Source organism: Lentzea albida (genome assembly GCF_900111005.1).
GTDB classification, from domain to species: Bacteria; Actinomycetota; Actinomycetes; order Mycobacteriales; family Pseudonocardiaceae; genus Lentzea; species Lentzea albida.
On the sequence record NZ_FOFV01000014.1, the window covers coordinates 24,468 to 51,461 of the forward strand.

General features: G+C 69.2%; 27 protein-coding genes and 2 tRNA genes. 17 read left to right on the forward strand and 12 right to left on the reverse strand.

What is annotated here, in order from left to right:
- Positions 1-87: 87 nt before the first annotated feature.
- Complete coding sequence (glnA, locus tag BMY74_RS29675; protein ID WP_089921802.1) at positions 88-1,512, reverse strand: type I glutamate--ammonia ligase; 1,425 nt, start codon at positions 1,510-1,512, stop codon at positions 88-90.
- Positions 1,513-1,681: 169 nt separating this feature from the next.
- Between glnA and BMY74_RS29680 the strand changes: the two genes are divergently transcribed.
- A complete protein-coding gene (locus tag BMY74_RS29680; protein ID WP_089921803.1) occupies positions 1,682-2,155 on the forward strand; it encodes an RDD family protein in 474 nt (157 codons plus the stop codon).
- Here the strand turns inward: BMY74_RS29680 and BMY74_RS29685 are convergent.
- Positions 2,142-3,050 (reverse strand): AraC family transcriptional regulator, encoded by a 909-nt coding sequence (locus BMY74_RS29685; protein WP_089921804.1) that lies wholly within the window; start codon positions 3,048-3,050, stop codon positions 2,142-2,144. The genes BMY74_RS29680 and BMY74_RS29685 overlap by 14 nt on opposite strands.
- An 88-nt stretch (positions 3,051-3,138) precedes the next feature.
- Between BMY74_RS29685 and BMY74_RS29690 the strand changes: the two genes are divergently transcribed.
- The gene (locus tag BMY74_RS29690; protein WP_089921805.1) at positions 3,139-3,423 is read left to right on the forward strand and encodes a DUF1330 domain-containing protein; all 285 of its coding nucleotides are present in this window, start codon (positions 3,139-3,141) and stop codon (positions 3,421-3,423) included.
- A gap of 63 nt (positions 3,424-3,486) precedes the next feature.
- Here BMY74_RS29690 and BMY74_RS29695 read toward each other — a convergent pair whose 3' ends face one another.
- A complete protein-coding gene (locus tag BMY74_RS29695) occupies positions 3,487-4,218 on the reverse strand; it encodes a DUF4191 domain-containing protein (RefSeq protein ID WP_089921806.1) in 732 nt (243 codons plus the stop codon).
- A gap of 63 nt (positions 4,219-4,281) precedes the next feature.
- Between BMY74_RS29695 and BMY74_RS29700 the strand changes: the two genes are divergently transcribed.
- The 4 genes from BMY74_RS29700 to BMY74_RS29715 all read left to right on the forward strand — a co-directional run bounded on the left by BMY74_RS29700 (position 4,282) and on the right by BMY74_RS29715 (position 8,342).
- Positions 4,282-6,351: an ATP-dependent DNA helicase UvrD2 gene (locus tag BMY74_RS29700; RefSeq protein WP_089921807.1), complete on the forward strand. Its 2,070-nt coding sequence runs from the start codon at positions 4,282-4,284 to the stop codon at positions 6,349-6,351.
- Positions 6,352-6,503: 152 nt separating this feature from the next.
- A complete protein-coding gene (locus tag BMY74_RS29705) occupies positions 6,504-6,764 on the forward strand; it encodes a hypothetical protein (RefSeq protein ID WP_143091750.1) in 261 nt (86 codons plus the stop codon).
- A gap of 98 nt (positions 6,765-6,862) precedes the next feature.
- Positions 6,863-7,183 carry a WhiB family transcriptional regulator gene (locus tag BMY74_RS29710; protein WP_089921809.1) on the forward strand — a complete coding sequence of 107 codons (321 nt, stop codon included), beginning with the start codon at positions 6,863-6,865 and terminating at the stop codon, positions 7,181-7,183.
- A gap of 286 nt (positions 7,184-7,469) precedes the next feature.
- Entirely contained in the window at positions 7,470-8,342 is an 873-nt protein-coding gene (locus BMY74_RS29715; protein WP_245786430.1) for a class I SAM-dependent methyltransferase, read from the forward strand.
- A gap of 810 nt (positions 8,343-9,152) precedes the next feature.
- On the opposite strand, the gene BMY74_RS29725 is transcribed toward BMY74_RS29715, so the two are convergent.
- The 4 genes from BMY74_RS29725 to BMY74_RS45280 all read right to left on the reverse strand — a co-directional run bounded on the left by BMY74_RS29725 (position 9,153) and on the right by BMY74_RS45280 (position 12,089).
- Positions 9,153-9,695, reverse strand: coding sequence for a hypothetical protein (locus BMY74_RS29725; RefSeq protein WP_089921811.1), 543 nt, complete (start codon positions 9,693-9,695; stop codon positions 9,153-9,155).
- 85 nt (positions 9,696-9,780) lie between these two features.
- The gene (locus tag BMY74_RS29730) at positions 9,781-11,091 is read right to left on the reverse strand and encodes an ABC1 kinase family protein (RefSeq protein WP_089921812.1); all 1,311 of its coding nucleotides are present in this window, start codon (positions 11,089-11,091) and stop codon (positions 9,781-9,783) included.
- Positions 11,088-11,882 carry a TOMM precursor leader peptide-binding protein gene (locus BMY74_RS29735; RefSeq protein ID WP_089921813.1) on the reverse strand — a complete coding sequence of 265 codons (795 nt, stop codon included), beginning with the start codon at positions 11,880-11,882 and terminating at the stop codon, positions 11,088-11,090. Before BMY74_RS29735 ends, BMY74_RS29730 begins: the two co-directional genes overlap by 4 nt.
- Before the next feature lie 51 nt (positions 11,883-11,933).
- Entirely contained in the window at positions 11,934-12,089 is a 156-nt protein-coding gene (locus BMY74_RS45280; protein ID WP_169746029.1) for a DUF5679 domain-containing protein, read from the reverse strand.
- Positions 12,090-12,284: 195 nt separating this feature from the next.
- Between BMY74_RS45280 and BMY74_RS29740 the strand changes: the two genes are divergently transcribed.
- Positions 12,285-12,812 (forward strand): M48 metallopeptidase family protein, encoded by a 528-nt coding sequence (locus tag BMY74_RS29740; RefSeq protein WP_089921814.1) that lies wholly within the window; start codon positions 12,285-12,287, stop codon positions 12,810-12,812.
- 175 nt (positions 12,813-12,987) lie between these two features.
- Here BMY74_RS29740 and BMY74_RS29745 read toward each other — a convergent pair whose 3' ends face one another.
- The gene (locus BMY74_RS29745) at positions 12,988-14,307 is read right to left on the reverse strand and encodes a zinc-dependent metalloprotease (protein WP_089921815.1); all 1,320 of its coding nucleotides are present in this window, start codon (positions 14,305-14,307) and stop codon (positions 12,988-12,990) included.
- Between the two features lie 44 nt (positions 14,308-14,351).
- On the opposite strand from BMY74_RS29745, the gene BMY74_RS29750 reads away from it, so the two are divergent.
- Positions 14,352-15,431 carry a YlbL family protein gene (locus BMY74_RS29750; RefSeq protein ID WP_245786431.1) on the forward strand — a complete coding sequence of 360 codons (1,080 nt, stop codon included), beginning with the start codon at positions 14,352-14,354 and terminating at the stop codon, positions 15,429-15,431.
- A gap of 102 nt (positions 15,432-15,533) precedes the next feature.
- Here the strand turns inward: BMY74_RS29750 and BMY74_RS29755 are convergent, their stop codons facing one another.
- A complete protein-coding gene (locus BMY74_RS29755; RefSeq protein ID WP_089921817.1) occupies positions 15,534-16,073 on the reverse strand; it encodes a PPA1309 family protein in 540 nt (179 codons plus the stop codon).
- A 94-nt stretch (positions 16,074-16,167) separates the two neighbouring features.
- On the opposite strand from BMY74_RS29755, the gene BMY74_RS29760 reads away from it, so the two are divergent.
- From BMY74_RS29760 to BMY74_RS29770, 3 genes are all read left to right on the forward strand, one after another.
- A complete protein-coding gene (locus BMY74_RS29760; RefSeq protein WP_089921818.1) occupies positions 16,168-19,176 on the forward strand; it encodes a UPF0182 family protein in 3,009 nt (1,002 codons plus the stop codon).
- 53 nt (positions 19,177-19,229) lie between these two features.
- Positions 19,230-19,303: transfer RNA gene (locus tag BMY74_RS29765), tRNA-Met, on the forward strand.
- A gap of 214 nt (positions 19,304-19,517) precedes the next feature.
- Positions 19,518-19,591, forward strand: a tRNA-Met gene (locus BMY74_RS29770).
- Between the two features lie 117 nt (positions 19,592-19,708).
- Here the strand turns inward: BMY74_RS29770 and BMY74_RS46345 are convergent.
- Positions 19,709-20,044 (reverse strand): hypothetical protein, encoded by a 336-nt coding sequence (locus tag BMY74_RS46345; RefSeq protein WP_245786432.1) that lies wholly within the window; start codon positions 20,042-20,044, stop codon positions 19,709-19,711.
- Positions 20,045-20,305: 261 nt separating this feature from the next.
- On the opposite strand from BMY74_RS46345, the gene BMY74_RS29780 reads away from it, so the two are divergent.
- The 6 genes from BMY74_RS29780 to BMY74_RS29805 all read left to right on the forward strand — a co-directional run bounded on the left by BMY74_RS29780 (position 20,306) and on the right by BMY74_RS29805 (position 25,138).
- Entirely contained in the window at positions 20,306-20,806 is a 501-nt protein-coding gene (locus tag BMY74_RS29780) for a PadR family transcriptional regulator (protein ID WP_089921819.1), read from the forward strand.
- Positions 20,807-20,888: 82 nt separating this feature from the next.
- The gene (gene prfB / locus BMY74_RS29785) at positions 20,889-21,992 is read left to right on the forward strand and encodes a peptide chain release factor 2 (RefSeq protein WP_089921820.1); all 1,104 of its coding nucleotides are present in this window, start codon (positions 20,889-20,891) and stop codon (positions 21,990-21,992) included.
- 179 nt (positions 21,993-22,171) lie between these two features.
- Positions 22,172-22,861, forward strand: a complete 690-nt coding sequence (gene ftsE, locus BMY74_RS29790) for a cell division ATP-binding protein FtsE (protein WP_030470385.1) — start codon at positions 22,172-22,174, stop codon at positions 22,859-22,861.
- A 40-nt stretch (positions 22,862-22,901) separates the two neighbouring features.
- Positions 22,902-23,804: a permease-like cell division protein FtsX gene (gene ftsX, locus BMY74_RS29795; protein ID WP_089921821.1), complete on the forward strand. Its 903-nt coding sequence runs from the start codon at positions 22,902-22,904 to the stop codon at positions 23,802-23,804.
- Positions 23,805-23,834: 30 nt separating this feature from the next.
- Positions 23,835-24,311, forward strand: coding sequence for an SsrA-binding protein SmpB (gene smpB / locus BMY74_RS29800; protein WP_089921822.1), 477 nt, complete (start codon positions 23,835-23,837; stop codon positions 24,309-24,311).
- The gene (locus tag BMY74_RS29805) at positions 24,311-25,138 is read left to right on the forward strand and encodes an amidohydrolase family protein (RefSeq protein WP_089921823.1); all 828 of its coding nucleotides are present in this window, start codon (positions 24,311-24,313) and stop codon (positions 25,136-25,138) included. Before smpB ends, BMY74_RS29805 begins: the two co-directional genes overlap by 1 nt.
- On the opposite strand, the gene BMY74_RS29810 is transcribed toward BMY74_RS29805, so the two are convergent.
- Both BMY74_RS29810 and BMY74_RS29815 read right to left on the reverse strand, forming a co-directional pair.
- Positions 25,123-25,764 (reverse strand): response regulator transcription factor, encoded by a 642-nt coding sequence (locus BMY74_RS29810; protein WP_177229980.1) that lies wholly within the window; start codon positions 25,762-25,764, stop codon positions 25,123-25,125. The genes BMY74_RS29805 and BMY74_RS29810 overlap by 16 nt on opposite strands.
- Positions 25,752-26,990 (reverse strand): sensor histidine kinase, encoded by a 1,239-nt coding sequence (locus tag BMY74_RS29815; protein ID WP_425434868.1) that lies wholly within the window; start codon positions 26,988-26,990, stop codon positions 25,752-25,754. The genes BMY74_RS29810 and BMY74_RS29815 overlap by 13 nt, the downstream gene beginning before the upstream one ends.
- Positions 26,991-26,994 lie beyond the last annotated feature (4 nt).

Sequence of the window (26,994 nt, forward strand, 5' to 3'; positions counted from 1 at the left end):
TCAGGCGGCCTCTCCACGCTGGACGGCCTGGAGACGGCCTGGCTGGGGCTTCAACCGGTGAAACGGCTGGTCAAAGCCCCGCGCCGATCACACGTCGTAGTAGAGCGCGAACTCGTAGGGGTTCGGGCGCAGACGCAGCGGGTCGATCTCCTGCTCGCGCTTGTACGAGATCCAGGTGTCGATGACGTCCGGCGTGAACACGCCGCCCTCGAGCAGGAACTCGTGGTCCGCCTCGAGGTTGTCGAGCACGGCGTCGAGGGTCGCGGGGACCTGCTTGACGTCGCGGGCTTCCTCGGGCGGGAGCTCGTAGAGGTCCTTGTCGATCGGGGCCGGCGGCTCGATCTTGTTCTTCACGCCGTCGAGGCCCGCCATGACCATCGCCGAGAAGGCGAGGTACGGGTTGCCCGAGGAGTCGGGGCAGCGGAACTCGATGCGCTTGGCCTTCGGGTTGTTGCCCGTGATCGGGATGCGGACGCACGCCGAGCGGTTGCGCTGGGAGTAGACCAGCGAGACCGGGGCCTCGTAGCCCGGGACCAGGCGGTGGTAGCTGTTCACCGTCGGGTTGGTGAAGGCCAGCAGCGACGGGGCGTGGTGCAGGATGCCGCCGATGTAGTGGCGGGCGGTGTCGGACAGGCCCGCGTAGCCGCTCTCGTCGTGGAACAGCGGCGCGCCGTCCTTCCACAGCGACTGGTGCGTGTGCATGCCCGAGCCGTTGTCGCCGAACAGCGGCTTCGGCATGAAGGTGACGGTCTTGCCGGCCTGCCACGCGGTGTTCTTGATGATGTACTTGAACAGCATCAGGTCGTCCGCGGCGTGCAGCAGCGTGTTGAACTTGTAGTTGATCTCGGCCTGGCCGCCGGTGCCGACCTCGTGGTGGGCGCGCTCGACGGTGAAGCCCTGGGCCTCCATGTTGAGGACCATCTGGTCGCGCAGGTCGGCGTAGTGGTCGTTCGGGGTGACGGGGAAGTAGCCGCCCTTGTACTTGACCTTGTAGCCGAGGTTGCCGCCCTCTTCCTCACGGCCGGTGTTCCACCAGCCGGAGACCGCGTCGACCTTGTGGAACGAGCCGTTCGCGGTGGTGTCGAACTGCACCGAGTCGAAGATGTAGAACTCGGCCTCGGCGCCGAAGTACGCGGTGTCGGCGATGCCCGAGTCGGTGATGTACTGCTCGGCCTTGCGCGCGATGTTGCGCGGGTCGCGGCTGTACGCCTCACGCGTGAACGGGTCGTGCACGAAGAAGTTGACGATCAGCGTCTTCTCGATCCGGAACGGGTCGAGGCGCGCGGTGTAGAGGTCGGGCAGCAGCAGCATGTCCGACTCGTGGATGGACTGGAAGCCGCGCACGGAGGAGCCGTCGAAGGCGAGACCCTCTTCGATGGCGTCGGCGTCGAACGCCTTCGCCGGCAGCGTGAAGTGCTGCATGACGCCGGGCAGGTCGCTGAACCGCACGTCGACGAACTTGACGCCCTCGTCGGTGATGAACTTCAGCACCTCGTCGGAATTCTTGAACACCCTCGTCGACTCCTTGACTATGGACAACGGCTTGTCATCAGGAGCGACCGTATGTCGGCGGTGTTGCCCGTCCGTCACTCCGATGTTTCGCCAGTGTTAACGGGGACGCTGAACAGGGCAAGACGACCTGGCCGTGCTCACCCGTTGAGCACGGCCTTACTCTGGTGGGGTGAGCAGGTGGACCGGTACGTGGCTGTCTGGACCCAACTCGGTGCTGTCACCGGGTGACGACTCGAACGACGGCACGCAGCAGCGCTGGCGCGGCGAGCGCCACGGCTTCCCAGAGAAGGGGCCGGGCTCGATCGCCTCGATCGGGCGGCGCACGTTCGCGATCCTCGTCGACTTCCTCCTGGCGGCCGGCGTCGCGGGCCTCTTCACCATGCCCGACCTGCCGAAGAACTGGAGCCTGCTGGCCTGGTTCGTGATCACCACGGTCGCGGTCGCGTTCTTCGGGTTCACGCCGGGTCACGCGCTGTTCGGGCTGCGGGTGGCGCGGATCGACGGCAAGGCGTTCGTGCACCTGCCGCGCGCCCTGCTGCGGACCGTCCTCATCTTCCCGCTGATCCCGGCGCTGGTCTGGGACTCGGACGGGCGGTGCCTGCACGACAAGGCGGCCGGCACCGTCGTCATCAAGGTCCGGTAGCCCCGCGCCGGAACCTGCCGGGCGCCACGCCGAACTCCCGCTTGAACGCCGTCGCGAAGGCGAACTCGGACGTGTACCCGACCTGGCGCGCCACCGCGGCCAGGGTCTCGTCGCCGTCGCGCAGCATTCGTGCGCCGCTGCTCAGCCGCCACCAGGTCAGGTACGCCATCGGTGACTGCCCCACCAGCGCGGTGAACCGGCGCGCGAACGCCGTCTTGGACATGCCCGCCCGTGCGGCGAGTTCGGCGACGCTCCACCTGTGCGCGGGCTCGCGGTGCACGTGGCGCAGGGTCGCGGCGATGACCGGGTCCGTGAACGCGGCGCACCAGCCGGTGCCGGGGCTGCGTTCGGACTCCTCCGCGAGCCACGCGCGCAGCAGGTACACGAGCAGCAGGTCGAGCAACGCGGGCAGCGCGGCTCCCGCGCCGGGTTCCGACTCCACGACGTCCGCGCCGAGCAGGTCCACGGCGGCGCGCAGCGCGGGATGCCTGCCGGGCCGGGCGCGCAGGTGCAGCACCTCCGGCAGCGTGCGCAGGAACGGGTGCGCCTCGCCGCGGTCGAGCCGGTAGGCGCCGCACACCAGGTGGGTGTGGGCGTCGGGGTCGTCCGGGGCGTCGTCGGTGTCGCGCGCCGGCGGCAGTTCGGCCGCGGTGCGGTCCGGGCGGTCGCTCAGCCCGTGCATCGCGCCGTGCGGGAGGAAGACGACGTCACCGGCGTCGAGGCGGATCGGTGCGCCGGCCGGCGGGATCAGCCAGCACGACCCGCGCACCACGACGTGGAAGCCGGCGCCGGGGTACGGGCCGAAGCGGTGACCCCACGGCCCGCTGAAGCGTGAGCGGGTGAACTTGGCGCGGCCCACGCGCATGGTGGCGATGACATCGGTGAAGACGTCCACGGTGCCACCCTAGCCTGGTCTTCTCGCGTATTTCTTGGGTCGTTTTCGGCATGGGAAAGACCAGCGCCTGGTTTCTACGGTTGGTCCCATGACCGCTTATGTAGTGATCGACTCCGACATCGCCGACGACGAGGGCTTCCAGCAGTACGTGGACCAGGTCTTCCCGCTCCTGGAGAAGGCGGGGGCCCGCAACGTCCTCGACGAGGCCACGCCGCTCGTGCTCGAGGGCGACTGGTCGTGGCGCAGGCTCGTGATCCACGAGTTCGAGAGCAGGCAGGCCGTGCAGGAGTTCTGGGACTCGCCCGCGTACCAGCCGCTCAAGGAGCTGCGGCGCAGGTACTCGACCGTGCGGGTCGTCGTCGGCGAGGCCTGACGACGCGAAACGGCGCCTACCCCCTCTGCTGGGGGACAGGCGCCGTTTCGCGAGAACTGCCGGTCAGCCCCGGCGGCGCATGGCGCGCTGGACGTTGCGCATCTTGGCGCCTGCCGGCATCGGGCCCTTGGGCAGCGCGGCGCCGCGGCTGGCCAGCGCGGCGAGGCGGGTCTCGAGCGTGTCGACCTGGGCCGCCGTGATGTTGCGCGGCAGCTTCATCAGCGTCGACTGCAGCTTCTTCAACGGGACCTGGCCGTCACCGGAGCCGATGATGAAGTCGTAGATCGGGGTCTCGCCGACGACGCGGGCGATGCGCTTCTTCTCCTGCGCGAGGAGCGGCTTGACGCGCTGCGGGGCGCCCTCGGCGACCAGGACGACGCCCGGACGGCCCAGCACGCGGTGCACGGCGTCGAGCTGCGTGGTGCCCGCGACGGCGGGCGTGACGCGCCAGCGGCCGCGCAGGTTCTCGAGCGCCCAGGCGCCCGCGCCCGGCTGGCCGTCCGCCTTGCGGAAGACGTTGCTCTGCACGCGGCGGCCGAAGATGATCACGGCCAGCAGCGCGCCGAGCGCGACGCCCAGCGGCACGAACATCCAGACCGCGTCGAAGACGATGCCCAGGACCACGGCGATCGCGGTGACGCCCAGCAGGGCGCCCAGCATCATCGGGACGAGCGCCTTGTCCTCGCGGCGCTGCATCTTGAACGCCTCGAAGATCTGCTTGCGCCGTTCGCGCGATGCCGCGCGGCGAACCTTCGCCGCTTCCTTCGCCGCCGCTTTGTCCTGCTTGCCAGCCATGCCCTCAAGGATACGGCGCGCTGGTCTCGGTGTTGCATCGGCCGTCTGCGAGACTGCCTGGCTATGGACGCGTTGCTGGAGGGTCTCGATCCGGAACAGCGTGCAGCGGTCGAGGCTCCGCGTGGCCCCGTGTGCGTGCTCGCGGGCGCCGGCACCGGCAAAACGCGCACCATCACGCACCGCATCGCCTACCTGTGCCAACGCGGCCACGTCGCTCCGTCGCAGGTCCTCGCCGTCACGTTCACCAAACGCGCTGCTGGGGAGATGCGCACGCGTTTGCGCTCTCTGGACGTGCACGGCGCACAGGCCGTGACGTTCCACGCCGCCGCCTCACGCCAGCTGCGCTACTTCTGGCCGCGCGTCATCGGCGGACCGCGCTGGGACCTCGTCGACCAGAAGATCCGCGTCGTCGCCCGCGCCGCGACCCGGCTGGGCATGTCGACCGAGCCCGACGCGCTGCGCGACCTGACCAGCGAGATCGAGTGGGCGAAGGCGTCGCTGCTGACGCCGGAGGACTACCCGGTCGCGGCCGCTCGCGCCGCGCGGGACATCCCGGCGCCCGCCGAGCAGATCATGAAGCTCTACACGACCTACGAGCAGCTCAAGAACGAGGCGCAGCTGCTCGACTTCGACGACCTGCTGCTCTACACGGCGGGCGCGCTGGAGGACAACGCGGAGGTCGCGCAGGAGTTCCGCGACCGCTACCGCTGCTTCGTCGTCGACGAGTACCAGGACGTGACGCCGCTGCAGCAGCGCGTGCTCGACTCGTGGCTCGGCAACCGCGACGACCTGACCGTGGTCGGCGACGCGAACCAGACCATCTACTCCTTCGCGGGCGCCTCGCCGCAGCCGCTGCTCAACTTCGGGCGCCGGTTCCCCGAGGCGGTCGTCGTCCGCCTGGAGCGCGACTACCGGTCGACGCCGCAGGTCGTGGAGCTGGCCAACGACGTGATCAAGTGGGCGCGCGGGCGTCCCGCCGGGTCGCGGCTGCAGCTCATCGGGCAGCGCCCGGACGGGCCGAAGCCGCGGTTCCACGAGTTCGACGACGAGCCGGGCGAGGCCGACGCCGTCGCCGGCCGCGTGAAGGCGCTGCTCGACGAGGGCGTCGCGGCGTCGGAGATCGCGATCCTCTACCGCGTCAACGCGCAGTCCGAGGTGTACGAGCAGGCGCTCGCGTCGCTCGGCATCCCGTACCTGGTGCGCGGTGGTGAGCGCTTCTTCGAGCGCGCCGAGGTGCGCCAGGCGATGATCACGCTGCGGTCGGCGGGCTCTCCCGGCGGCAGCCTGCCGGAGGTGGTCCGCTCGGCGCTGGGCCGTGTCGGGCTCACCGACGAGCCGCCGACCGGTGGCAGCGCGCGGGAGCGCTGGGAGTCCTTGCTCGCGCTGGTCGAGCTCGCCGAGGAGTTCGCGGTGTCCTCTCCCGAGGCCGACCTGCCGCGGTTCTGCGTGGAGCTGGACCTGCGCGCGGAGGCGCAGCACCCGCCGACGGTCGAGGGCGTGACCCTGGCGTCGCTGCACGCGTCGAAGGGCCTCGAATGGGACGCCGTGTTCCTCGTCGGACTGGTCGAGGGCACGATGCCGATCCAGTACGCCGACGGCGACGACGCCAAGATCGAAGAAGAACGCCGCCTTCTGTACGTAGGTGTCACGCGCGCGCGTGAGCACATCTGGCTGTCGTGGGCGCTGGCGCGCGCCGCGGGCGGGCGCAAGTACCGCCGTCGTTCGCGGTTCCTCTACAGCCTCGTTCCCGAGAACCACCCGGCCGCCCGTGTATCCGCGGGCGCCGCCCGGCCTCCTCTCATGAAGAAGGAGAAGCCGACCTGCCGGGTGTGCGCGTCGACGCTGGTCGAGGCGCAGGCCGTCAAGCTCGGCCGGTGCCGCGGCTGTCCGTCCGATGTGGACGAGGAGCTGCTGGAGTCGTTGCGCCAGTGGCGTGCGGGGCGGGCGCGGGAGCTGAAGGTGCCCGCGTACGTCGTCTTCACGGACGCCACGCTGATGGCGATCGCGGAGCAGCGACCTACGGATTCGGCCGGGCTCGTCGCGATCTCGGGCATCGGCGCCTCGAAGCTCGACAAGTTCGGCGACGACGTGTTGGGCCTGGTCCGAGCCGGTGTCGGGTACTCCGCCACCTGATCGGGACAAGTTTCGTTAAATAGGTTGCGAGCCCCAGGTACGGGGTCATAACCTGCTCATGCCGGGTCCGGAGGACCCGTCTGGGGAAGAAGAACTACTACTACACGCTCTAGCTCTCTGCAGCAGAGCTCTCTATGGAGGAGGTGGCCGTTGTGAAGTTCACCATGACTTCGCGCGCGCTCGGCCTCCCCGTGTCCGAGGGCTTCTGCGCGTCTGCCAACGCCCAGGCCTTGTGGCAGGAATCTGCCCTGAAGCCAATGGCACTGCAGGCCCGCGAGCGGGCCACCGGACTGCGCGGCACCGATCTGCGCAGCGAGCAGCCGATCGTCGCGCTGCCGGTGATCGATGGCGTCCACAACTACACGAATGCGCTGTCCGCGCATCAAGTGAGAAGGCTCCTGCCGACCCCATAAGGGGGTCGAAGGACCACCAGGCTCACGAAGGCCGCGGACTCGCACAGAGTCCGCGGCCTTCGTGTTTTTGCAGTACCCCACACAAGGAGAAAACCCTGATGTTGACGGCAACTGTCCCGCTCACGGGCGAGGCACTTCCGGACCTCGCGGAGGGACTCGACATCCCCTGCCGCACCCACAACCCCGACCTCTGGTTCGCCGACGCTCCTGCCGACCTGGAGAAGGCGAAGTCCTTCTGCGGCACCTGCCCGGTGCTCGCGGAGTGCCTTGCCGGCGCGATCGCTCGTCACGAGCCGTGGGGCGTCTGGGGTGGAGAGATCTTCGAGCGCGGTGTCGTCATCGCGCGGAAGCGGCCGCGTGGCCGTCCGCGCAAGGACGCGGCAGTCGTTCCGGCCAGCAGGACGGAGTCTGCAGCGTGAACACCGTGCAGCTCAACCACAGCGCAATGCCCGCCTACCTGAACGAGGGCCTGACTCCCATGTCTCTGAACGAAGAACTCGTGCGAATACGAATACAAGAAGCCCAGAGGTTCGCTGAAGAGCAACGCGTGGCGAACCGCCTCGCGTCAGCGCAACGTTGGCGCAGGTTGTCGCGATGGGCGGGACGCAGAGCGGCTCGCTTCGACCTCTGACAGTCTCGAGCTGAGGCCGTCATCCACGAGAAGGTGGATGGCGGCCTCGGCCGTTCCTCCGTACCGTCCCCTTTGTGCCGCACCACACACACGACGGAATCGACTGGTCCTCCCGCCTCCACGCGATGAGGCGCTACGGCTCGCTCCAGGCGGAGGCGCTGACCTCGGTCGCGCGCCGCCTCGTCGAACCACTGCCCGACTCACCGGTGGTGATGGACGTCGGCTGCGGCGCCGGCTCCATGAGCGTCCCCCTGGTCTCCGCGCTGCGCGACCACGGCGGCGGCGTGCTGGTCCTGGTCGACGCCACCCCCGAGTTGCTGGACGCGGCCTGCACCGCGGCACGTCTCGAATCGGACGGCGTCGTGCAGGTCAAACCGGTCCTCGCAGACCTGTCGTCCGAGGACCCGCTGTCCTTCGCGGGCCCGGTGGAGCTCATCTGGGGCTCCCGCGTGATCCACCACCTGCCCGATCAGTTGCGCGGCGTCAAGCGCCTGGTCTCGGCCCTCGCCCCCGGCGGCTGGCTGGCCCTCGCGGAAGGCGGACTCGAAACCCGCTTCCTCCCCTGGGACCTCGGCGTCGGCGCACCGGGCCTCCAGGACCGCCTGGCCGCGGCCCGCGCCGACTGGTTCGTGTCGATGCGCGAGAACATGACGGGCACCGTCCGCCTCCCCGTCGGCTGGAACGTGGCCCTGGCCGACGCGGGCCTCGGCGAGATCAGCGCCTTCAGCTTCGTCGTCGACCACCCGGCGCCGGCGAAGCAGCTGGTCCGGGACTGGGCAGCCGACCGCCTGACCTGGCTGGCCGAGGTCACGAGCCCCTCGCTGCATCCTGCCGACCGCGAGGCGTTGCGTCGCCTGCTCAACCCCTCCGACTCGGAGTACGTCGGGGCCCGCGAGGACGTGTTCCTGCTGGAGACCGACACCGTGCACGTGGGACGGCGCCGGTGACCGCTGGTCCGGCGGCCTCTTCGGCCTCTTGCCACAGATGTGGGCGGCTGCGTTCCTCCGTTCCCGACCTCGAGTTGCTGGCCTGGTCTTCGGAGCGGGTGGGTGGGGGACTGCGGTGGTTGTGCGTGGGGTGTTCTAAGAGCCACGTGCGGGACATCGAGGGGAAGTTGCCGGACGAGTACTGGCGTTGAGTCACCTTGGGGCGCGGATCGCGCGCTGGTGGGGTGGTGTGCGGCCCGCCGTTGGGTGTGTTGGGCCTGGGGTGGGGTGTTGGGGGAAGCGCGAGTTCTGGGTGGCTGGCGTGAGCGCGGGGCTCGGTGCGTCGCGCGGCCTCGGGTGGCTCACGCGCGCGGAAGTTCGCGCGAGGGGGCTCGTCTAGGGACTGGCTTGTGTGGCGAGGGGGTCGCACGAAGGCAGGGTTCGCGCGGGCACGGCTCGAGAGGGAGTGAGCTTGCGTCGTGCCTGAGCTCGTATGGGGACGGGGGCCGCAGGGCCGCCTGGCGGGGTGTGGGCTCGTGTCGGGGCTTGGGCTCTTATGGGGCGGGTCGCGCGGAGACAGGGCTCATATAGGAGTGCGCTCGCGTGGACGCGTTCGCGCCGGGGCGGGCTCGTGGGTGTGAGTCGCCGGCCGCAGGGTGCCGCTTTGCCGTGTGCTGGGCGCGGCGCCGCAGCGTTGTGAGGTGCTGGGTGTCGGGCGCTGGGGTGAGCGGTCCGTTGGCTGAATGCCCGATGAGCAACCGCACCTGAAGGGCACGTGAGCGGATGACCCGCGTCAGGAAGGCGCGCGTCCCACAACACGCGCCGCCGCCGTCAGGTCGGGTAGAGGTGTGCCAAGGCCTGCCTGACCAGCGCCGTCCCCCGTCGGCACCCCGCCTCCACCTCCTCCCGCAGGTCGGCCGGCGAGCACAACCGCGCCTCCACCACCGCGTCGAGGACGGCCACCACGGTGCGCGGGTTCAGCTCTCGCCGGGCCATGTCCACCGCGGCCCGTGCTGCGCCGGCGAGTCGCAGGCCGTGGCGCTGCACCACGTCGGGTGGGCGACTCGTGCGTTCCAGCAGGATGCCCGGGTGGGCTCTTCGCGTGTTCGAGCCGCCGAGCACGTGGACGTGGCGGGGGAGGGGGACGGCTGCGCCTTGGCGGACCAGGGCGTCGGCTCCCGTGATGACCGACGTGGGGCCGGTGAAGGCGAGGACGGCGCGCAACCTGTCCAGGCGGGTCGGCGGGGACGGGGAGGTCAGGACCACGCCCGGCAGCAGGCGCTGCCACGGCCCGAGTGGGGCGCAGCGGCGCACTGCCTGACGTGAGGAGACTCCGGATCGGCGCAGGTCAGCGGTGGTTGTGATGGGTGCCATGGGTTCATCGTGGCCCATGCGGACAGGGGGAGATCGGGCTCGACCGCAACCTGTGGACAACTCTGCCCAGGTTCACTCGGACGAGTCAGTCGTCGAATCCCGGCTGCCAGCGGGCGACGATCTCGCGGGCCGTCACGTGGGCGTCGAGCTGGCAGAGGATGCCCGTCGCGCCCAGCGTCACGCGGTGGATCAGCAGGTACTGCGGCGGCAGGTTCAGGGAGCGGCCCGTCTGCGAGTCCGGGCTGCGCAGGTCGCCCACGCGCTCCGCCTGCGACTGCAGCCAGCGGCGGGTGAAGTGGAACGACTCGGTGCGCAGCGGCTCCACGAAGGGGGCCAGGTAACCGAGGACGTCCTCACCGTGCAGTTCCATGCCCTCGCGGATGAAGTTCTCGGTGCGCAGCAGTTCGACCAGGTCGTCGGAGCGGCCGTCCAGCGCGAGGCGGGTCATCAGGCCCAGCGTCTTCGGCAGGCCGTCGGGGAGGCGGGCCACGGCGCCGAAGTCGATCACGCGCAGGCGGCCGTCGTCGCCCAGCATGAAGTTGCCGGGGTGCGGGTCGGCGTGCAGCAGGCCCGAGCGGGACGGGGCCGAGAAGTGGAACTCGGCCAGCCGCTGCCCGGCCAGGTCGCGTTCTTCGACCGTGCCCTCGCGGATGATGTGCGACAGGCCAACGCCGGAGGTCCACTCGGTCACCATGACCTTGGGCGCCGAGGCGATGACGCGGGGGACCACCACGTGCGGGTCGTTCTCGAAGGCCTTCGCGAACGTGCGCTGGTTCGCGGCCTCGTCGCGGTAGTCGAGCTCCTCCAGGTACCGGTCGCGCAGCTCCTCGAGCAGCGGGCGCACCTCGGCGCCGGGCATGATCGCCTGCAGCAGCCTCGAGAAGCGCAGCAGCTGCTTCAGGTCGGCGCGCAGGGCCTCGTCCGCGCCGGGGTACTGCACCTTCACCGCCACGTCGCGGCCGTCGTGCCACACGGCGCGGTGCACCTGGCCGATGGACGCCGAGGCGGCGGGCGTGTCGTCGAACGACTGGAAGCGCTTCGCCCAGGACGCGCCGAGCTGCTCGGCGAGGACGCGGTGCGTGGTGCGGGCGGGCATCGGCGGGGCCGCGGTCTGCAGCTTCGTCAGGGCCTCGCGGTACGGCGCGGCGAGCTCGTCCGGGACCGCCGCCTCGAACACGCTCAGGGCCTGGCCGAACTTCATGGCGCCGCCCTTGAGCTGGCCCAGCACCGCGAAGACCTGCTCCGCCGTCTTGGCCGTCACCTCGGCGTTGACCTCGTCGGCCGCGCGTCCGGTGAGTCGCTTCCCCCAGCCGCCGACAACCCGGCCGGCCACCCCGATCGGGAGGCTCGCCAGCTTGGCGGTGCGCTGCACGGCCTTGCGCGGAATCTCGGTCACTCGGCCATGTTATGTGCGGAGCACTGACAGTCAGGGTGCGGATACCAGCTTCGCCTCTCAGCAACCCCGGTCGCGAGGTCCAGTTCGAGGGTGGCGTTCAGCACTGCCGGCGGGGCCTGCTCGTGCCCGTTGACGTAGACCAGCGACTCCAGGACCTGCGCCACGGCCAGCGCCGCCGTGCCCGACGCGAACAGCACGTCGGTGGACGCGGGCCTGCCCACGAGCTGGGCCGCGATGACGGGCCAGGCCGGGTCCTGGTCGGCGCGGTGCAGGTCCGCGCAGTTCAGGCACGACGAACGCCCTGGCAGCACCAACGGGCCGACGATGCCCACGCCCTCACGCACGCGCACGGCCAGATGAGGCGTCCGGAATGCCATCAGCGTGCTGACGAGGTTCGGATCGGGGACGAGCGTCGCCGCCAGCACCGTCAGATCCGCGTTGTGCGCGAGCTGGACGTTGGATTCAGCCAGAAGCGAAGTGATGGAAAGCGCGAGGTGCCCGGACCCGTGGACGGCGGCCGTCCCACCCCTCGCGGGGGACTCGCCGTCGAGCAGACCGGCTTCGTCGAGTGAAGCGAGAACTTCACCCAGCTGGGTGGGGTCCTCGCCGCGGGATTTCAGCTTTTCACCCAGTTCAGCGACCGTGTGCCGGCCGTCGAGGGTGACCAGCTCGTCGACCAGCGCCTCGGGCAGCGAGTCGATCACGACCGCGTGCTTGGGGTCGATGCCGACCTGGACGACGCCGAGGGATCTGCGCACCACGGCCAGTCCTGCACGCACGCGAGGTCTCATGTCCACGACGGCAAGACTGGCAGGGGGCGGCGCCCCCTGCCAGCGCGAACGTCAGACCTTGGCCTTGCCGAGGATCCGCGTCATCTTCGTGCCGCAGACAGGGCAGGTGCCCTTCGCCATGCGCCGGCCATTGGTCTCCTCGACGTTGCCGTCGAAGTCGCGCTTCTCGCGACACTTGACGCAGTAGCCGTTGTAGGTGTCGGCCACAGCCCCTCCCTTGCAGTTGTGAGTGCGGACACACTCGGGGACCTTGGCGCGACGGTACCTCCGCGAGCGCGCGAAACCGCGCATGTCGATCCCGCGCGTGTCCAGCCGCCGTTCGGTGGAACTTCACCCGCCGGGTGCGCGCCTGCCGCCGGTTGGGGGCCGAAAATTGTCGGTGACGCCGTTTACGGTGACTGCATGGCCGAACCGCGGGTGGAAGTGCGGCGGAGCCCCCGGCGCCGCCGCATGGTCAGCGCGTACCGGGAGGGTGACACCGTCGTCGTCCTCCTACCGGCACGGATGACCAAGGGGGAAGAGAAGCACTGGGTGGCGGAGATGTTGAGCCGCCTCCAGCGCAGCGAGACGCGCAGGAAGTCCCCTGCGCGGACATCGGACGAGGCGTTGATGGCGCGGTGCGCCGAGCTGTCGGCGCGCTACCTGGACTCGCTGGCCGATCCGGTGAGCGTGCGCTGGGTGCCGCCCATGCGCACGCGCTGGGCGTCGTGCACGCCGACGGAGGGCACGATCCGCGTGTCCGAACGGCTGCGCGACGTGCCGCCGTGGGTGCTCGACTACGTGCTGGTGCACGAGCTCGCGCACCTGCTGGTCCCAGGGCACGGCAAGGACTTCTGGGAGTGGGTCCACCGCTACCAGAAGACCGAGCGGGCCATGGGCTACCTGGAGGGTCTCTCGGCCGCCGCAGGCTGGGGGATCACCGAGGACTGAAGGTCCGACCACGCGAAGCGCGCCCGGCGACGGTGTGTTCGCCGGGCTTTCGCGTGTTCGGGTGCGGCAGCCGGTGTGGTGAGCGCTTGCCGGGGTTCGAACGAGGCGCACCTCGAGAACGCGGCGCGCCCGGCGAGGAAGTCCTCACCGGGCGCGTCACACGTTCAGGTACTGGTCAGGCTCCTTCGGGCTTGCCGCCGTCCTCCGGCTTGTCGCCCTTGCCGCCGTCCTCGCGCATGGTGCGCTCCAGCTCGGCGATCGGGTCCTCGAGGGCGTTGCGCGTGTTGGTGAGGCGCTCGGCGAACTCCAGCGGGTCGTCCAGGTCCTCGGCCGTCGGGACGAGCTCGGCGTGCTCCCAGACGCCGTCGCGCACCTCGACGCCGTGCTGGTCGCCGATGAGCTTCCACAGCGCGGAGGCGGCGCGCAGCTTGCGCGGGCGCAGCTCCAGGCCGACGAGCGTCGCGAACGTCTGCTCGGCCGGGCCACCGGAGGCGCGGCGGCGGCGCAGCGTCTCGCGCAGCGCGGGGGCGCCGGGCAGGCGTTCGGAGACGGCGGCGTCGACCACGACGTCCACCCAGCCCTCGACCAGGGCGAGGAGCGTCTCCAGGCGGTTGAGCGCCGCCTTCTGCTCCGGGGTGGTCTGCGGTTCGAGCAGGCCCGAGCCCATGGCCTCCTCGATGGAGGCGGGGTTCGACGGGTCGATCTGGCCCGCGAGCTGCTCCAGCGCGGAGGTGTCGACCTTGATGCCCTTGGCGAACTCCTCGACGGTGTCGAGCAGGCGCTGCCGCAGCCACGGCACGTGCGTGAAGAGGCGCTGGTGCGCGGCTTCGCGGGCGGCGAGGAACACCATCACCTCGGACGCGGGACGCTCCAAGCCCTCGGTGAACTTCTCGATGTTCGCCGGCAGCAGCGCCGCGGTGCCCTCGGGCCCGAGCGGCAGGCCGACGTCGGTCGAGGTGAGGACCTCGGAGCCGAGCTGCGCGAGCGCGTTGCCCAGCTGCGAGCCGAACGCCATGCCGCCCATCTGCCCGAGCATGGACAGCAGCGGACCGGCCGCCTGCTTCGCCTCGGCGGGCATCGCCTCGACCCAGGCGCCGGACATGCGCTGCGCGACCGGGTCGCACAGGCGCTGCCACGTCGGGATGGTGCGCTCGATCCAGTCGCGCGCGGTCCACGCCTGCGTCGTGCGGGTGCCGGCCGGCAGCGAGGTGACCGGGTCGAGCCACATCTCCGCCAGGTGCACGGCGTCGGTGACCGCGCTCGACTGGTCGGACGCGAACCCGATCGTGGTCGTCGTCGAGGACAGCTGCTGGAACGCGATCTGCTTGGCGAGGTCGTAGTTGACCGGCCCGCTCGACGTCCCGGCGCTGCTCAGCATCGCGCCCAGCTGGCTCAGCATGTTGCCCAGCTGAGAGAAGTCGAACGGGTTGTCTCCCGGCTTCCCGCTCTTGTCGTCGGGGTCGTGCGGGCTGAACCCGAACGGCACGTCACTCATGCCTCTACCGTACGCGGATCGACATGGTCGTACGCTGTTCAGCCGTGAGTGAAACCGTCACGACCGCACCCCCACCCGCGCCCCCGCCGAGGGAACGCGGACTGACCCGCCGGACGTGGACGCTGATCGTCAGCTTCCTGGTGGTGGCGATACTCGGGACAGCGGGCGGCTTCGTCCAGGTCCCGTACGTCGCGCTGGGCCCCGGCCCGACCTACGACGTGCTCAGCAAGGTGAAGGACGCCGACGTGGTGTCGGTCGACGGCCAGGACACCTTCCCCACCGGGGGAACGCTGCGCATGACGACGGTCTCGCTCACCGACGACGTCTCGCTGTTCGGCGCGCTCGGCCTGTGGTTGTCCGGCCGGTACGCCCTGGCGCCGCGCGAGGAGTTCTTCAAGCCCGGCGAGTCCGAGGAGCAGGTGCAGAAGAACAACGAACTCGCGTTCAGCGAGTCGCAGACCTCCGCCGAGGTCGCCGCGCTGCACTACCTCAAGTATCCGGGCATGGTGATCGCGAACCAGGTCACGAAGGGCAGCCCCGCGGACAACGTCATCCCGCTCGGCGCCCGGATCATCTCGGTCAACGGCAAGCAGGTGCAGAGCGCCGCGGACGTCAGCGCCGCGCTCGAGAACACCAAGCCGGGCGACCGGATCGAGGTGGCGTTCGAGAAGGACGGCACCTCCCAGTCGACCCAGCTCACCCTCGGCACCCGCGACGACGGCCGCCCGGCGGGCTTCATCGGCATCTCGCCGGTCGACCGCGCGGACGTGCCGTTCAAGATCAAGATCAGCCTGTCGGACGTCGGCGGTCCCTCGGCGGGCCTGATCTTCGCGCTCGCGATCGTCGACAAGCTGACGCCGGGCGAGCTCAACGGCGGCAAGGCCATCGCGGGCACCGGCGAGATCACCGGCGACGGCACCGTGAAGCCCATCGGCGGCATCGCCTTCAAGATGGTCGCCGCGAAGGAGGCCGGCGCGGAGGCGTTCCTCGTGCCCTCGGCCAACTGCAACGACGCGAAGCAGCAGGCGCCGGACGGCCTGAAGCTGATCAAGGTCGAGAACCTGTCGGACGCCGTGTCGTCGCTGGAGGCCCTCAACTCCGGCAAGGAGACGCCGAGCTGCTGACCTGTCCGCTCGCCGCGAACAGCGCACAAAGACTTGACAACCCCGGCGGGTTCACCCGCCGGGTTCACCCGCCGGGGTTGTGCCAGCCTGGGGACGTGACGACTAGGGCCGCAGCGTGGCGAGCAGCGCGTCGGTGAGGTTGGGAGCCAGCTCGGGGTGTTCGACGAACTCCTCGGGCATCTCGACCGTGCCGCGCAGGCGCAGCACGCAGGAGACCGAGCCGTCGCGCAGCACGGCCGCGACCAGGCGGGCCTCGCGGCGTGACGGGTGCTCGGCGGCGAACCTGCGTGCCGCCTCGTCGTCCAGCTCGCCGTGGCTCAGTTCCGTCTCGGCCTCCGGCGGGAGGACGACGATCTCCTGGGCCAGTGCGCAGCCGGTGACGGTCTGCGGCCACTCGATGCCCGCGAGCGCGTCTCCCAGATCGCCTTCCAGGGCGTCCTGGGCGATCGGGGTCAGCGGGCTCGACTCGGGGTCGAGCTGGCTGCGCAGCTCCGGCTGCTGGTCGAGCAGGTCCGAGGTGGCGACGAGGGAGAAGAGCTGCGGTGGCTGGTCCCAGCCGCCCGCCGCTACGAACTCCTCGACCTCTCGGGCGACCGTCGGGAGGATGACCGCTGGCGTTTCACTCGCTGACACGCGTGTCATCGTAAGACGGCGGACTTCACGGGAACCCAGGGCGTCGTCCGTAGAGTTGGACTAAACGTACGTATCGATTTACCGCGATCCAGGAGCGTGCCTCGTGGCCACACGGCCTCCGGTCGGACTGCCGAAACTGTCCCGACGCAGCCGAATACTGCTCATCGTGGGTGTTGTGCTCCTGTTCGGTCTCATCACGGGATCGCGGCTGCTCGACACCTACGTGAACTGGCTGTGGTTCGGCGAGGTCAAATTCCGCGACGTCTACAGCACGGTGCTGCTCACCCGCCTCGGGCTGTTCGTGGCCGTGGGCGCGGTGGTCGGCGGAGTCGTCGCGCTCAACCTCTACCTCGCCTACCGGGCGCGGCCGGTGTTCGTGCCGGTGTCCGGTCCCGACGACCCGGTGGCGCGCTACCGCACCGTCGTGATGCGGCGGATGCGGTTGTTCGCGATCGGCATCCCCGTGTTCGTCGGCCTGATCGCGGGCGCGTCGGCGCAGGCGGACTGGCAGCAGATCCAGCTGTTCATGAACTCGCAGCCGTTCGGCGTGACCGACCCGCAGTTCGGGCACGACATCGGCTTCTACGCGTTCCAGCTGCCGTTCTACGAGTGGCTGCTGTCGTGGCTGTTCATCGCGACGGCGGTGTCGTTCATCGGCGCGGTGATCGCGCACTACCTGTTCGGCGGCATCCGGCTGGCCGGTCGCGGCGGTCAGCTCTCGGGCCCGGCCCGGCTGCACCTGGCGCTCGTCGCCGGCACGTTCGTGCTGCTCAAGGCCGTGGCGTACTTCTTCGACCGGTACTCGCTGCTGCTGCACGAGAACGAGAAGTTCGTCGGCGCGAGCTACACCGACCTCAACGCCGTGCTGCCCGCCAAGCTGATCCTGCTGTGCATCGCGGTGTTCTGCGCCGTGGCGTTCTTCGCGGGCGCGTTCATGCGCAACGTGCAGCTGCCCGCCATCGCGACCGTCCTGCTGGTGCTGTCGAGCGTGCTCGTCGGTGCCGCCTGGCCCGCGGTGCTGGAGCAGTTCTCGGTCAAGCCGAACGCCATCCAGAAGGAAGCCGAGTCGATCACGCGCAACATCGCGGCGACGAGGCAGTCGTTCGGGCTGACCGACGACAAGGTCGAGACGAAGCCGTACGACGGCAAGCAGAACGTCAGCAACGACCAGATCAAGACCAACGACGCCGCGACCCTGGGCAACATCCGCCTGCTCGACCCGGCGGTGCTCTCGCGCACGTTCACGCAGTTCCAGCAGCTGCGGCCGTTCTACGGCTTCCCGAACAAGCTCGACGTCGACCGGTACACAGTGGACGGCAAGCTCCGCGACTACATCGTCGCGGTGCGCGAGCTCAAGCTCGACAGCCTGCCGCAGGGCCAGCGCGACTGGATCAACCAGCACCTCATCTACACGCACGGCAACGGCTTCGTCTACGCCGAGGCGAACAAGGTGAACGCGGTCGCCGACGAGTCCAACGGCGGCTACCCGGACTTCAAGACCAGTGAGGTCAAGTCCAACGGCGACGTCGGCAACGCGCAGAACGGCATCAAGGTCGACCAGCCGCGCACCTACTACGGCGAGCTGTTCGGCGTGAACGACTACTCCATCGTCGGCGGCCGCCCGGCCGGTTCGGCGGCGGAGTACGACACGGACGCCAAGTCCTACACCTACACCGGCACCGGTGGCGTCCCCATCGGCAGCCTGATCAACAAGCTCGCGTTCGCGGCGTACTACGGCGAGCGGAACATCCTCTTCAACCAGTCGATCGCCGACGAGTCGAAGATCCTGTTCAAGCGCACGCCGCGCGACCGCGTGCAGGCCGTCGCCCCGTGGCTCACGGTGGACAGCGACCCGTACCCGGCCGTCGTCAACGGCCGCATCACGTGGATCGTCGACGGATACACCACGCTCGAGAACTACCCGTACGCGCAGCGCACCCAGCTCGGTGACGCGACCAACGACTCGCTCACCGCGGACGGCGTCGTCATCTCGCAGGTCAACAAGCCCGTCAACTACATCCGCAACTCGGTCAAGGCCACTGTGGACGCTTACGACGGCTCGGTGAACCTGTACCAGATCGACGACAAGGACCCGGTCCTCAAGGCGTGGATGGGCGTCTTCCCGGGCACGGTCAAGCCGGGCAGCGAGATCTCGAACGAGCTGCGCCAGCACTTCCGCTACCCCGAGGACCTGTTCAAGGTGCAGCGGCAGATCCTGTCGAAGTACCACGTCTCGTCGCCGTCGGACTTCTACTCCGGTGTCGCCTACTGGGCACCGCCGCAGGACCCGACGATCGACAACGTGACGACGGCCGACGCCCAGCGCGACGCGGCGAGCAAGCGCCGGGACGCCCAGCCGCCGTTCTACGTCCTCGCGGGCGACCCGAGCGACCCGAGCAAGGTCCGCTTCCAGCTGACCAGCCCCCTGGTGCGCGAGAACCGCGAGTTCATGGCGGCGCACGTCTCGGTCGGGTCCGATCCGGACAACTACGGGAAGATCAGCGTCCTGCAGCTCAACCAGGACGCGAAGGGCCCGCAGCAGATCCAGACGCAGTTCCTCACGTCGGACAACGTCAGCCGTGAGCTCAACCTGCTGACCCAGCAGAAGACGACGGTCGTCTACGGCAACCTGCTGACCCTTCCGGTGGGCGGAGCATTGCTCTACGTGGAGCCCGTGTACATCGAACGGGCGTCGAACAACACGTCGTACCCGCAGCTGTCCAAGGTGCTCGTCTGGTACGGCGACCGGGTCGGCTACGCGTCCACGTTGAACGAGGCGCTGGACCAGGTGCTCAGCGGCGCCGGCGCGGTCGTGCCGCCGCCGTCGGACGGAAACAACAACGGCAACGGCCAGACCTCCACGCCGCCGTCGTCCACGCCTCCTGCCAACGGGACGCTCAGCCCCGACCTGCAGAAGGCGGTCAACGACATCGACGCGGCGCTGGCCGACATCAAGCGGGCGCAGTCGAGCGGCAACTTCACCGAACTCGGCCAGGCGTACGCGAAGCTGGACGACGCGACGAAGAGGTTCAAGCAGTACAACACCGGGGCGGCCGCGCCGCCGCCCACGGGCCAGTCGTCGGTTGTGCCGAGCCCCACACCGTCCGGCTGACCTGACGATTTGCTTTATCCGCTCCACCCCGCGTAAGGTTCTATTCATACCGACGCGGGGTGGAGCAGCTCGGTAGCTCGCTGGGCTCATAACCCAGAGGTCGCAGGTTCAAATCCTGTCCCCGCTACAAGGCAGAAGCCCGGAGCCATCAGGTTCCGGGCTTCTTGCTTTCGTGCAACTACACCCGCCGCCTCGCTGACACGGCTTTCGCGGGCGAGATTGCTTCCGGCGGCGACCGCGAGCCCTCGACCTGCGGAAACGCGGTTAGAGGGGGGTGGTGAAAAAGCGGTTTTTCGAGGGTGTAGAGTTCTCCTTACAACAGCAAGACAAGCTAGAAGCGGCGCGGGGTGGAGCAGCTCGGTAGCTCGCTGGGCTCATAACCCAGAGGTCGCAGGTTCAAATCCTGTCCCCGCTACTAGACAGAAGGCCGGAGCCATCAGGCTCCGGCCTTCTTCGTTTTGCACCGGGTCGAGCCCCGGCCTTCTGAGCGGCGCGGGAGGCGGTGGGCCTCCCGGACGCCGTGGCGGGTCTTTCAGGTCATGTTCTCCGCCCAGTACTGGGCGCACAGCATGCTGGAGCAGATGCGGCCCTCCCCGTTGACGGTGCGGTGCTTGCGGATCTGCTTGCCGCAGACCATGCACTCGTCCTTGCCCGCCTGCTCCGGGATGCCTCCCGTGACCCACGCCCTGGTGTGCGCCGCCACCTTCTTGTGGTCCAGCCACTTCAGGTTCAGGTTCTTCATGGTCTCCCCGACCTCCGTCGTCGTGCCGCCTGCCTGGCAGTGATCATTTTCCCGGAGTTGCGGGCGCTGGAAAGAGGTCCGCGCGGACATCACCAGGTCGTGCGACCACTTGCCCCGACCGTCCATTCGGGTGGCTCCGGCCGGTGAGAGTCGTACCGCCGATCGAGTGAGGGCGGGGGAGTTTCGTTTATGACAAAGGACTTTTCCATCCGGGATGGACACGGACGGTCAAGCGGCCAAACGCGTGAGCCTGGGAAACTGCCGCTTACTCAGCGAGACTTTTCGTTGCTCCGCATGGCCCATCAGACTAGCCCGGTGATCAGCCACTGTGGACAGAACGGCTGACCATTGTGGACAGCTTCCCCCAGACGTGGGAACGTTGTCGTTGTGTCAGACCTGAATGCGACCGCAGCCGCCCTGCTCGGGCTGCTGCACGACGGACCCAAGACCGGTGGCCAGTTGGTGGCGGAGGCAGGAGACCGCTTCGGCGCGTTCTTCAGCGTGACCCGCTCCCAGGTGTACCGCGAGCTGCCCGCGCTGGCTGACCAAGGCCTGCTTCGCCTCGGCAAGCAGGGACCGCGGTCGAGCCAGCAGTACGTGCTGACGGCCGCGGGCAAGAAGGCCTTCAAGAACTGGCTGCTGTCCGAGCCCGGCCCGGACCACCTGCGCAGTCCGCTCATCCTGCGCCTGGTGCACGCCGGCTCGTTGACCGCGAAGCAGCGCGAGTCCCTGATCACGACCGCACGCACCACGTACGGTCAGGAGCAGGAGAGCGCCAAGAGCGCGGCCAAGACGGCGGAGGACCCCTACGCCAAGGCGGTGGCCGAGTTCGGCCTCGCTCACGCGAAGGCGGTTCTCAAGCTCCTCGACGCGATCCCCACCGCTTAAGCACCACGGCGGTGGCGTCGTCCGGACGACGCCTGCGAGCACCGGTCGCGAACTGTGACCGGTGCTGGCGTAATCTTTTTGCGTGAACCCGGACGTCGAAGCAGACATCAAGGACCTCTCCGCGACGCTGTCGAGCATCGAGGCGGTGATGGACCTCGATGCGTTGCGCGCCGCTGTCGCGGACCTGGAGACGCAGGCCACCCGCCCTGACCTCTGGGACGACCAGGAGAAGGCGCAGAAGGTCACCAGCCAGCTGTCGCACAAGCAGGGCGAGCTCCGCCGGGTCACCGGCCTCCGCTCCCGCCTCGACGACCTGCCGCTGCTCTACGAACTCGCCGAAGAGGCCGAGGACGCGGAGGCGCAGGCCGACGCGGACAACGACAGGGCCAAGCTGCGCGAGGAGATCGCGAGCCTGGAAGTGCGCACGCTGCTGTCCGGCGAGTACGACGAGCGCAACGCGCTGGTCACCATCCGCGCCGAGGCCGGTGGCGTCGACGCCGCGGACTTCGCCGAGATGCTGCTGCGCATGTACTCGCGCTGGGCCGAGCGCCACCAGTACGGCGTCGAGGTCTTCGACACCTCCTACGCGGAAGAGGCCGGCATCAAGTCCGCCACGTTCCGCGTCACCGCCCCGTACGCCTACGGCACGCTGAGCGTCGAGCAGGGCACCCACCGCCTCGTGCGCATCTCGCCGTTCGACAACCAGGGCCGCCGCCAGACGTCGTTCGCGGGCGTCGAGGTCGTGCCCGTCGTCGAGCAGACCGACCACGTCGAGATCGACGAGAAGGACCTGCGCGTCGACGTCTACCGCTCGTCCGGCCCCGGCGGCCAGGGCGTCAACACCACGGACTCGGCGGTGCGCCTCACGCACATCCCGACCGGCATCGTGGTGTCCTGCCAGAACGAGCGCTCGCAACTGCAGAACAAGGCCACCGCCATGAACGTCCTGCAGGCGAAGCTGCTCGAGCGCCGCCGGCAGGAGGAGCAGGCGAAGATGGACGCGCTGAAGGACTCCGGCTCCAGCTGGGGCAACCAGATGCGCTCCTACGTGCTGCACCCGTACCAGATGGTCAAGGACCTCCGCACCGAGCACGAGGTCGGCAACCCGTCCGCGGTGCTCGACGGCGAGATCGACGACTTCCTCGAGGCGGGCATCCGCTGGCGCAAGCAGTCCCAGCAGGCGTAGCCCTGAGCTGATCCGAGAGTCGAAGAGCACGTTCCGCCCTGAACGAGGGCAGGACGTGCTCTTTTCGTGGACGCGTAGTGCCTGGTCGGACACGCCGGGTCGAGATTCGAACCGCCCTTCCGGGGCCGGAAGTAACCGGAACGGGGGCTTTACCCCGGCCATGAGTAGACTCGCGCCTCGTGATTCGTCTCGAACACGTTTCCAAGGTCTACAAGACCTCCACGCGTCCCGCGCTCGACGACGTGTCCGTCGAGATGGAAAAGGGCGAGTTCGTCTTCCTGATCGGGCCCTCCGGGTCCGGCAAGTCGACGTTCCTGCGCCTGCTGCTGCGCGAAGAGGTGCCGACCAGGGGACGCGTCTACGTCTCCAACTTCGACGTCGCCAAGATGTCGCGGCGCAGGGTCCCCCGCCTGCGCCAGTCGATCGGCTGCGTGTTCCAGGACTTCCGCCTTCTGCCCACGAAGACGGTCGCCGAGAACGTGGCGTTCGCGCTCGAGGTCATCGGCAAGCCCCGCAACACCATCGTCAAGGTGGTGCCGGAGGTGCTGCAGCTGGTGGGCCTCGACGGCAAGGAGGACCGGTTCCCGACCGAGCTGTCCGGTGGTGAGCAGCAGCGCGTCGCGATCGCCCGTGCGTTCGTGAACCGCCCGCTGGTGCTGATCGCCGACGAGCCGACCGGAAACCTGGACCCCGACACGAGCCAGGACATCATGTTGCTGCTGGAGCGGATCAACCGCACCGGCACGACCGTCATCATGGCCACGCACGACCACGGCATCGTCGACTCGATGCGCCGCCGAGTGGTGGAGCTCTCGTACGGCAAGGTCGTCCGTGATGACGCGCGCGGCGTTTACGGCGTTGGCCGTTAAGCGTCCCTAAGCCCCCGAACCCCAAGGAACCCCGCCCCCGATGCGTACCAGCTTCGTGTTCAGCGAGGTCATCACCGGACTTCGCCGGAACGTCACGATGACGATCGCGATGATCCTCACGACCGCCATCTCGCTCGGGCTGCTCGGCGGTGGCCTGCTCGTCGTCCGCATGGTCGACAAGATGCAGGCCAACTACGCGGGCAAGCTCGAGGTCTCCGTGCTGCTGACCAACGACGTCAGCGCCAACGACAAGGACTGCACCCAGCAGCCGTGCGCGGGTCTGCGCTCGCAGCTGGAGCAGACGTCCGGTGTCGAGACAGTGGTGTTCCAGAACCGCGACGAGGGCTTCGAGCGCTTCAAGCGCATCTTCGAGGCCCAGCCGGAACTGCTCAAGCTCGCGCGTCCCGAGGCGATCCCCGCCACGTTCCGCGTGAAGCTCGAGGACCCGGAGCGCACCGACGTCATCAAGCAGGCCTTCGAGGGCAAGCCCGGTGTGAAGGGCGTCGACGACCAGGGCAAGTTCCTGGAGAGGTTCTTCGAGGGCCTCAACGGCCTCCGCGACGTCGCCCTGATCCTCGCGCTCATCCAGGCGTTCGCCGCCCTGCTGCTGATCTCGAACACCATCCAGGTGTCGGCGTTCACCCGCCGCGTCGAGGTCGGCATCATGCGACTGGTCGGCGCGACCCGCTGGTACACGCAGCTGCCGTTCCTCATCGAGGCGGTCGTCGCGGGCATCATCGGCTCGGTCACCGCGGTCGCCGGCCTGGTGCTGTTCAAGGCGTTCTTCCTCGACCGGATCACCAGGAACCTCACCGAGTCGGGGATCATCCCGCCGATCGGGTACCTGGACATCCTGATCGTGTCGCCGTGGCTGTTCCTCGTCGCCATCGTCATCTCGGCGACGACCGGCTACGTGACACTGCGTCTCTACGTGCGTCTTTAAGAGTTTTGCCGACCACTTAGACTGGTTGTCATGGTCAAGGAACGCGGGCAGAAGGTCATCGCGTCGAACCGCAAGGCTCGGCACGACTGGTCCATTCTGGACACCTACGAGGCGGGCATTCAGCTCGTCGGCACCGAGGTGAAGAGCCTGCGCATGGGCCGGGCGTCCCTCGTGGACGCCTTCGCCCAGGTCGACGACGGCGAGATCTGGCTGCACGCGCTGCACATTCCGGAGTACGTCGCGGGCACCTGGACGAACCACGAGGTCCGGCGCAAGCGCAAGCTGCTGCTGCACAAGAGCGAGATCGAACGGCTCATCGGCAAGACCAAGGAGTCGGGTCTGTCGCTCGTGCCGCTGCAGATGTACTTCAAGGACGGCTACGTCAAGGTCGAGATCGCCCTCGCGAAGGGCAAGAAGGCCTACGACAAGCGCCAGGACCTGGCGAAGCGCGACGCGAACCGCGAGATCGCGCGTGCGCACGGACGGGCCTTGAAGGGCCGCTACTGATGGCATTGGTGGACGTCCACGTCCACTTCATGCCGGAGAACGTCCTGAACAAGGTCTGGGCGTACTTCGACCGCGTGCGCGAAAGCGGTGTCGACTGGATCATCTGGTACCGAACTGACGAGAACGCCCGGCTCGCCGCACTGCGGGAGCTGGGCGTTTCCGCGTTCGCGCCCCTGCTCTACCCGCACAAGCCCGGGATGGCGGAGTGGCTGAACGCGTGGGCGGCCGACTTCGCGGCCCGCGTGCCCGAGGCCGTTCCGACCGGCACGTTCTACGCCGAACCCGGTGCCGAGGCGTACGTGCGCAAGGCCCTGGAGGCCGGTGCGCGGTGCTTCAAGTCGCACGTCCAGGTCGGTGCCTACGACCCGCGTGACGCCCTGCTGGACGGTGTCTGGGGCCAGCTGGCGGAGGCCGGCGTGCCGGTGGTCGTGCACTGCGGCGACGGGCCGATGCCGGGTGAGTTCACCGGGCTGGACGTCTTCGAGGAGGTGCTTCGGCGGCATCCGCGGCTGACGGCGGTCCTCGCGCACGCGGGCATGCCGAACTACTCAGGCGCTTTGGACCTCGTGGAGCGCTATCGGAACGTGCACGTCGACACGACGATGGTGGGCGTTCCGTTCTCGGAGGCCATGGCGCCGTTGCCGGCCGACTGGCGTGCGCGCGTCGCCGGGCTCGCGGACCGTGTGGTGCTGGGGTCCGATTTCCCGAACATCCCGTACCCGTACGAGGTGCAGATCGACGCCATCAGGTCGTGGGGCCTGGACGCCGCCGCCCTGCAGATGGTGCTGCACGACACCGGCGCCCGGCTGCTTCAGCTGTCCAGGTAGGCGAGGACGGCGCGCACGCGGCGGTGCTCGGAGTTCGACGGCTCCAGGCCGAGCTTCGCGAAGATGTTGCCGACGTGCTTCTCGACGGCGCCGTCGGAGACGACGAGCGCGGCGGCGATGGCCGTGTTGGACAGGCCCTGCGCCATCAGCCCGAGCACCTCGCGTTCGCGCGGCGTCAGCTTGTCGACGGGGCTCTTCTTGCTGCGCACCATGAGCTGCGTGATCACCTCGTGGTCGATGCTCGTGCCGCCGTCGGCGACCCTCCGCACCGCGTCGACGAACTCCTTCACGTCCGCGACCCGTTCCTTGAGCAGGTACCCGACGCCGCTCGCGCCGCCCGCGAGGAGTTCCACGGCGTAGCGCTCCTCGACGTACTGCGACAGCACCAGCACCGGCAGGCCGGGGTAGCGGCGGCGGCACTCGATGGCGGCCCGCAGGCCCTCGTCGGTGAACGTCGGCGGCATCCTCACGTCCACCACGCACAGGTCCGGCTTGTGCTCCGTCACGGCGTCCAGCAGGCCGTCGCCGTTCTCCACGGCCGCGACGGTCTCGATGCCCTCGTCGGCGAGCAGCCGCTGCACGCCCTCTCTCAGCAGGACCGAGTCCTCAGCGATCACCACGCGCACGGCAACTCCGCTCGAATGACGGTCGGCCCACCCACGGGGCTGACGACGACAACCACACCGTCGATCGTGGCAGCCCTGTCGGCGAGCCCGGCGAGACCGCCGCCCGGCTTCAGCTCCGCGCCGCCCTGACCGTTGTCGGTGACCTCCACCAGCACCCCCGTGTCCACCCTGTTGACCCGCACGGTCGCCCTGGTGCCGTTGGAGTGCTTGGTGATGTTCGTGAGCGCCTCGCCGACGGTGAAGTACGCGGCGCTCTCGACCGCCGTCGGTGGGCGCGGCTCGACGTTGACCTGCAGGTCGACCTCGATCGGCACGCGGGCGGCGAGTGCGGACAGCGCCGCGTCGAGCCCCCGGTCGCCCAGCACCGACGGGTAGATGCCCCGCGCCAGGTCCCGCAGCTCCTTGATGGCGAGCTTCGCGTCCGCGTGCGCCTCCGCGATGAGCTCGGCGGCACCCTGCGGATCGGTGTCCATCTTCGACTTCGCCCGGCCCAGCCCCATCGCCACGGCCACGAGCCGCTGCTGCGCGCCGTCGTGCAGGTCGCGTTCGATGCGCCGGCGCTCCGCCTCGGCCGCCTCCACACCCCGCGCCCGGCTCGACTGCAGCCGCTCCGCCTCGATCGCCAGCGCGTCGGCCCGCGTCGGCCCGAGCATCCCCCGCGCGAACCGCCCGTGCAGCGTCCCCAGCCACCGCGTGCCGAGCGCCGCGAACGGGATCAGCGCCAGCCCGATCAGCGTCACCGGCAGCGCCGACGCGAACGAGTCGATGGTCCAGAACTCGCCCACGACCACCGCGAACGGCGCGTCGCCGATCCAGAACGGCACGGCGATGAACGCCGCCGCGACCGACCACATGGCGACGACCGCGCCGAACTCGAAGATCCCGAGCGGCAGCAGCAGGAGGAGGTAACCGAAGTCGCGCCACGTCGCCGGGTCCGTGAACTGGGACTTCCAGCGCTGCCAGAGCGTGCCCTCCGGCCGGTCGCGGTACGGCGTGGGGATGTCCGTGCGCAACGCCGCCCTGACCCACGCCCGCTCGACCGTCGCGCCGCCCCGCACGACGTTCATCGCGAGCCACAGCAGCGGCAGACCCACCCAGAGGACCGCCGTCGCGAACCCGACCACGGTCAGCACGACGGTGAGGGTGAACCAGAAGATGCCGGTCACCAGGTTGGTCAGCAGGTAGACCCCGGCTGCGAGCGCGTTCGGTTTCCTCATGACGTCCATGCTG

What these genes read in the sequence shown, in the direction of transcription:
- BMY74_RS46345 (WP_245786432.1), bottom strand. Translation starts at nt 20,044, where the DNA reads ATGGACGGTCGGGGCAAGTGGTCGCACGACCTGGTGATGTCCGCGCGG.
- BMY74_RS29735 (WP_089921813.1), bottom strand. Translation starts at nt 11,882, where the DNA reads ATGAGACCTCGCGTGCGTGCAGGACTGGCCGTGGTGCGCAGATCCCTC.
- BMY74_RS29815 (WP_425434868.1), bottom strand. Translation starts at nt 26,990, where the DNA reads ATGGACGTCATGAGGAAACCGAACGCGCTCGCAGCCGGGGTCTACCTG.
- BMY74_RS29740 (WP_089921814.1), top strand. Translation starts at nt 12,285, where the DNA reads ATGGCCGAACCGCGGGTGGAAGTGCGGCGGAGCCCCCGGCGCCGCCGC.
- BMY74_RS29745 (WP_089921815.1), bottom strand. Translation starts at nt 14,307, where the DNA reads ATGAGTGACGTGCCGTTCGGGTTCAGCCCGCACGACCCCGACGACAAG.
- BMY74_RS29695 (WP_089921806.1), bottom strand. Translation starts at nt 4,218, where the DNA reads ATGGCTGGCAAGCAGGACAAAGCGGCGGCGAAGGAAGCGGCGAAGGTT.
- BMY74_RS29690 (WP_089921805.1), top strand. Translation starts at nt 3,139, where the DNA reads ATGACCGCTTATGTAGTGATCGACTCCGACATCGCCGACGACGAGGGC.
- ftsX (WP_089921821.1), top strand. Translation starts at nt 22,902, where the DNA reads ATGCGTACCAGCTTCGTGTTCAGCGAGGTCATCACCGGACTTCGCCGG.
- BMY74_RS29805 (WP_089921823.1), top strand. Translation starts at nt 24,311, where the DNA reads ATGGCATTGGTGGACGTCCACGTCCACTTCATGCCGGAGAACGTCCTG.
- BMY74_RS29725 (WP_089921811.1), bottom strand. Translation starts at nt 9,695, where the DNA reads ATGGCACCCATCACAACCACCGCTGACCTGCGCCGATCCGGAGTCTCC.
- smpB (WP_089921822.1), top strand. Translation starts at nt 23,835, where the DNA reads ATGGTCAAGGAACGCGGGCAGAAGGTCATCGCGTCGAACCGCAAGGCT.
- BMY74_RS29700 (WP_089921807.1), top strand. Translation starts at nt 4,282, where the DNA reads ATGGACGCGTTGCTGGAGGGTCTCGATCCGGAACAGCGTGCAGCGGTC.
- BMY74_RS29755 (WP_089921817.1), bottom strand. Translation starts at nt 16,073, where the DNA reads ATGACACGCGTGTCAGCGAGTGAAACGCCAGCGGTCATCCTCCCGACG.
- BMY74_RS29710 (WP_089921809.1), top strand. Translation starts at nt 6,863, where the DNA reads ATGTTGACGGCAACTGTCCCGCTCACGGGCGAGGCACTTCCGGACCTC.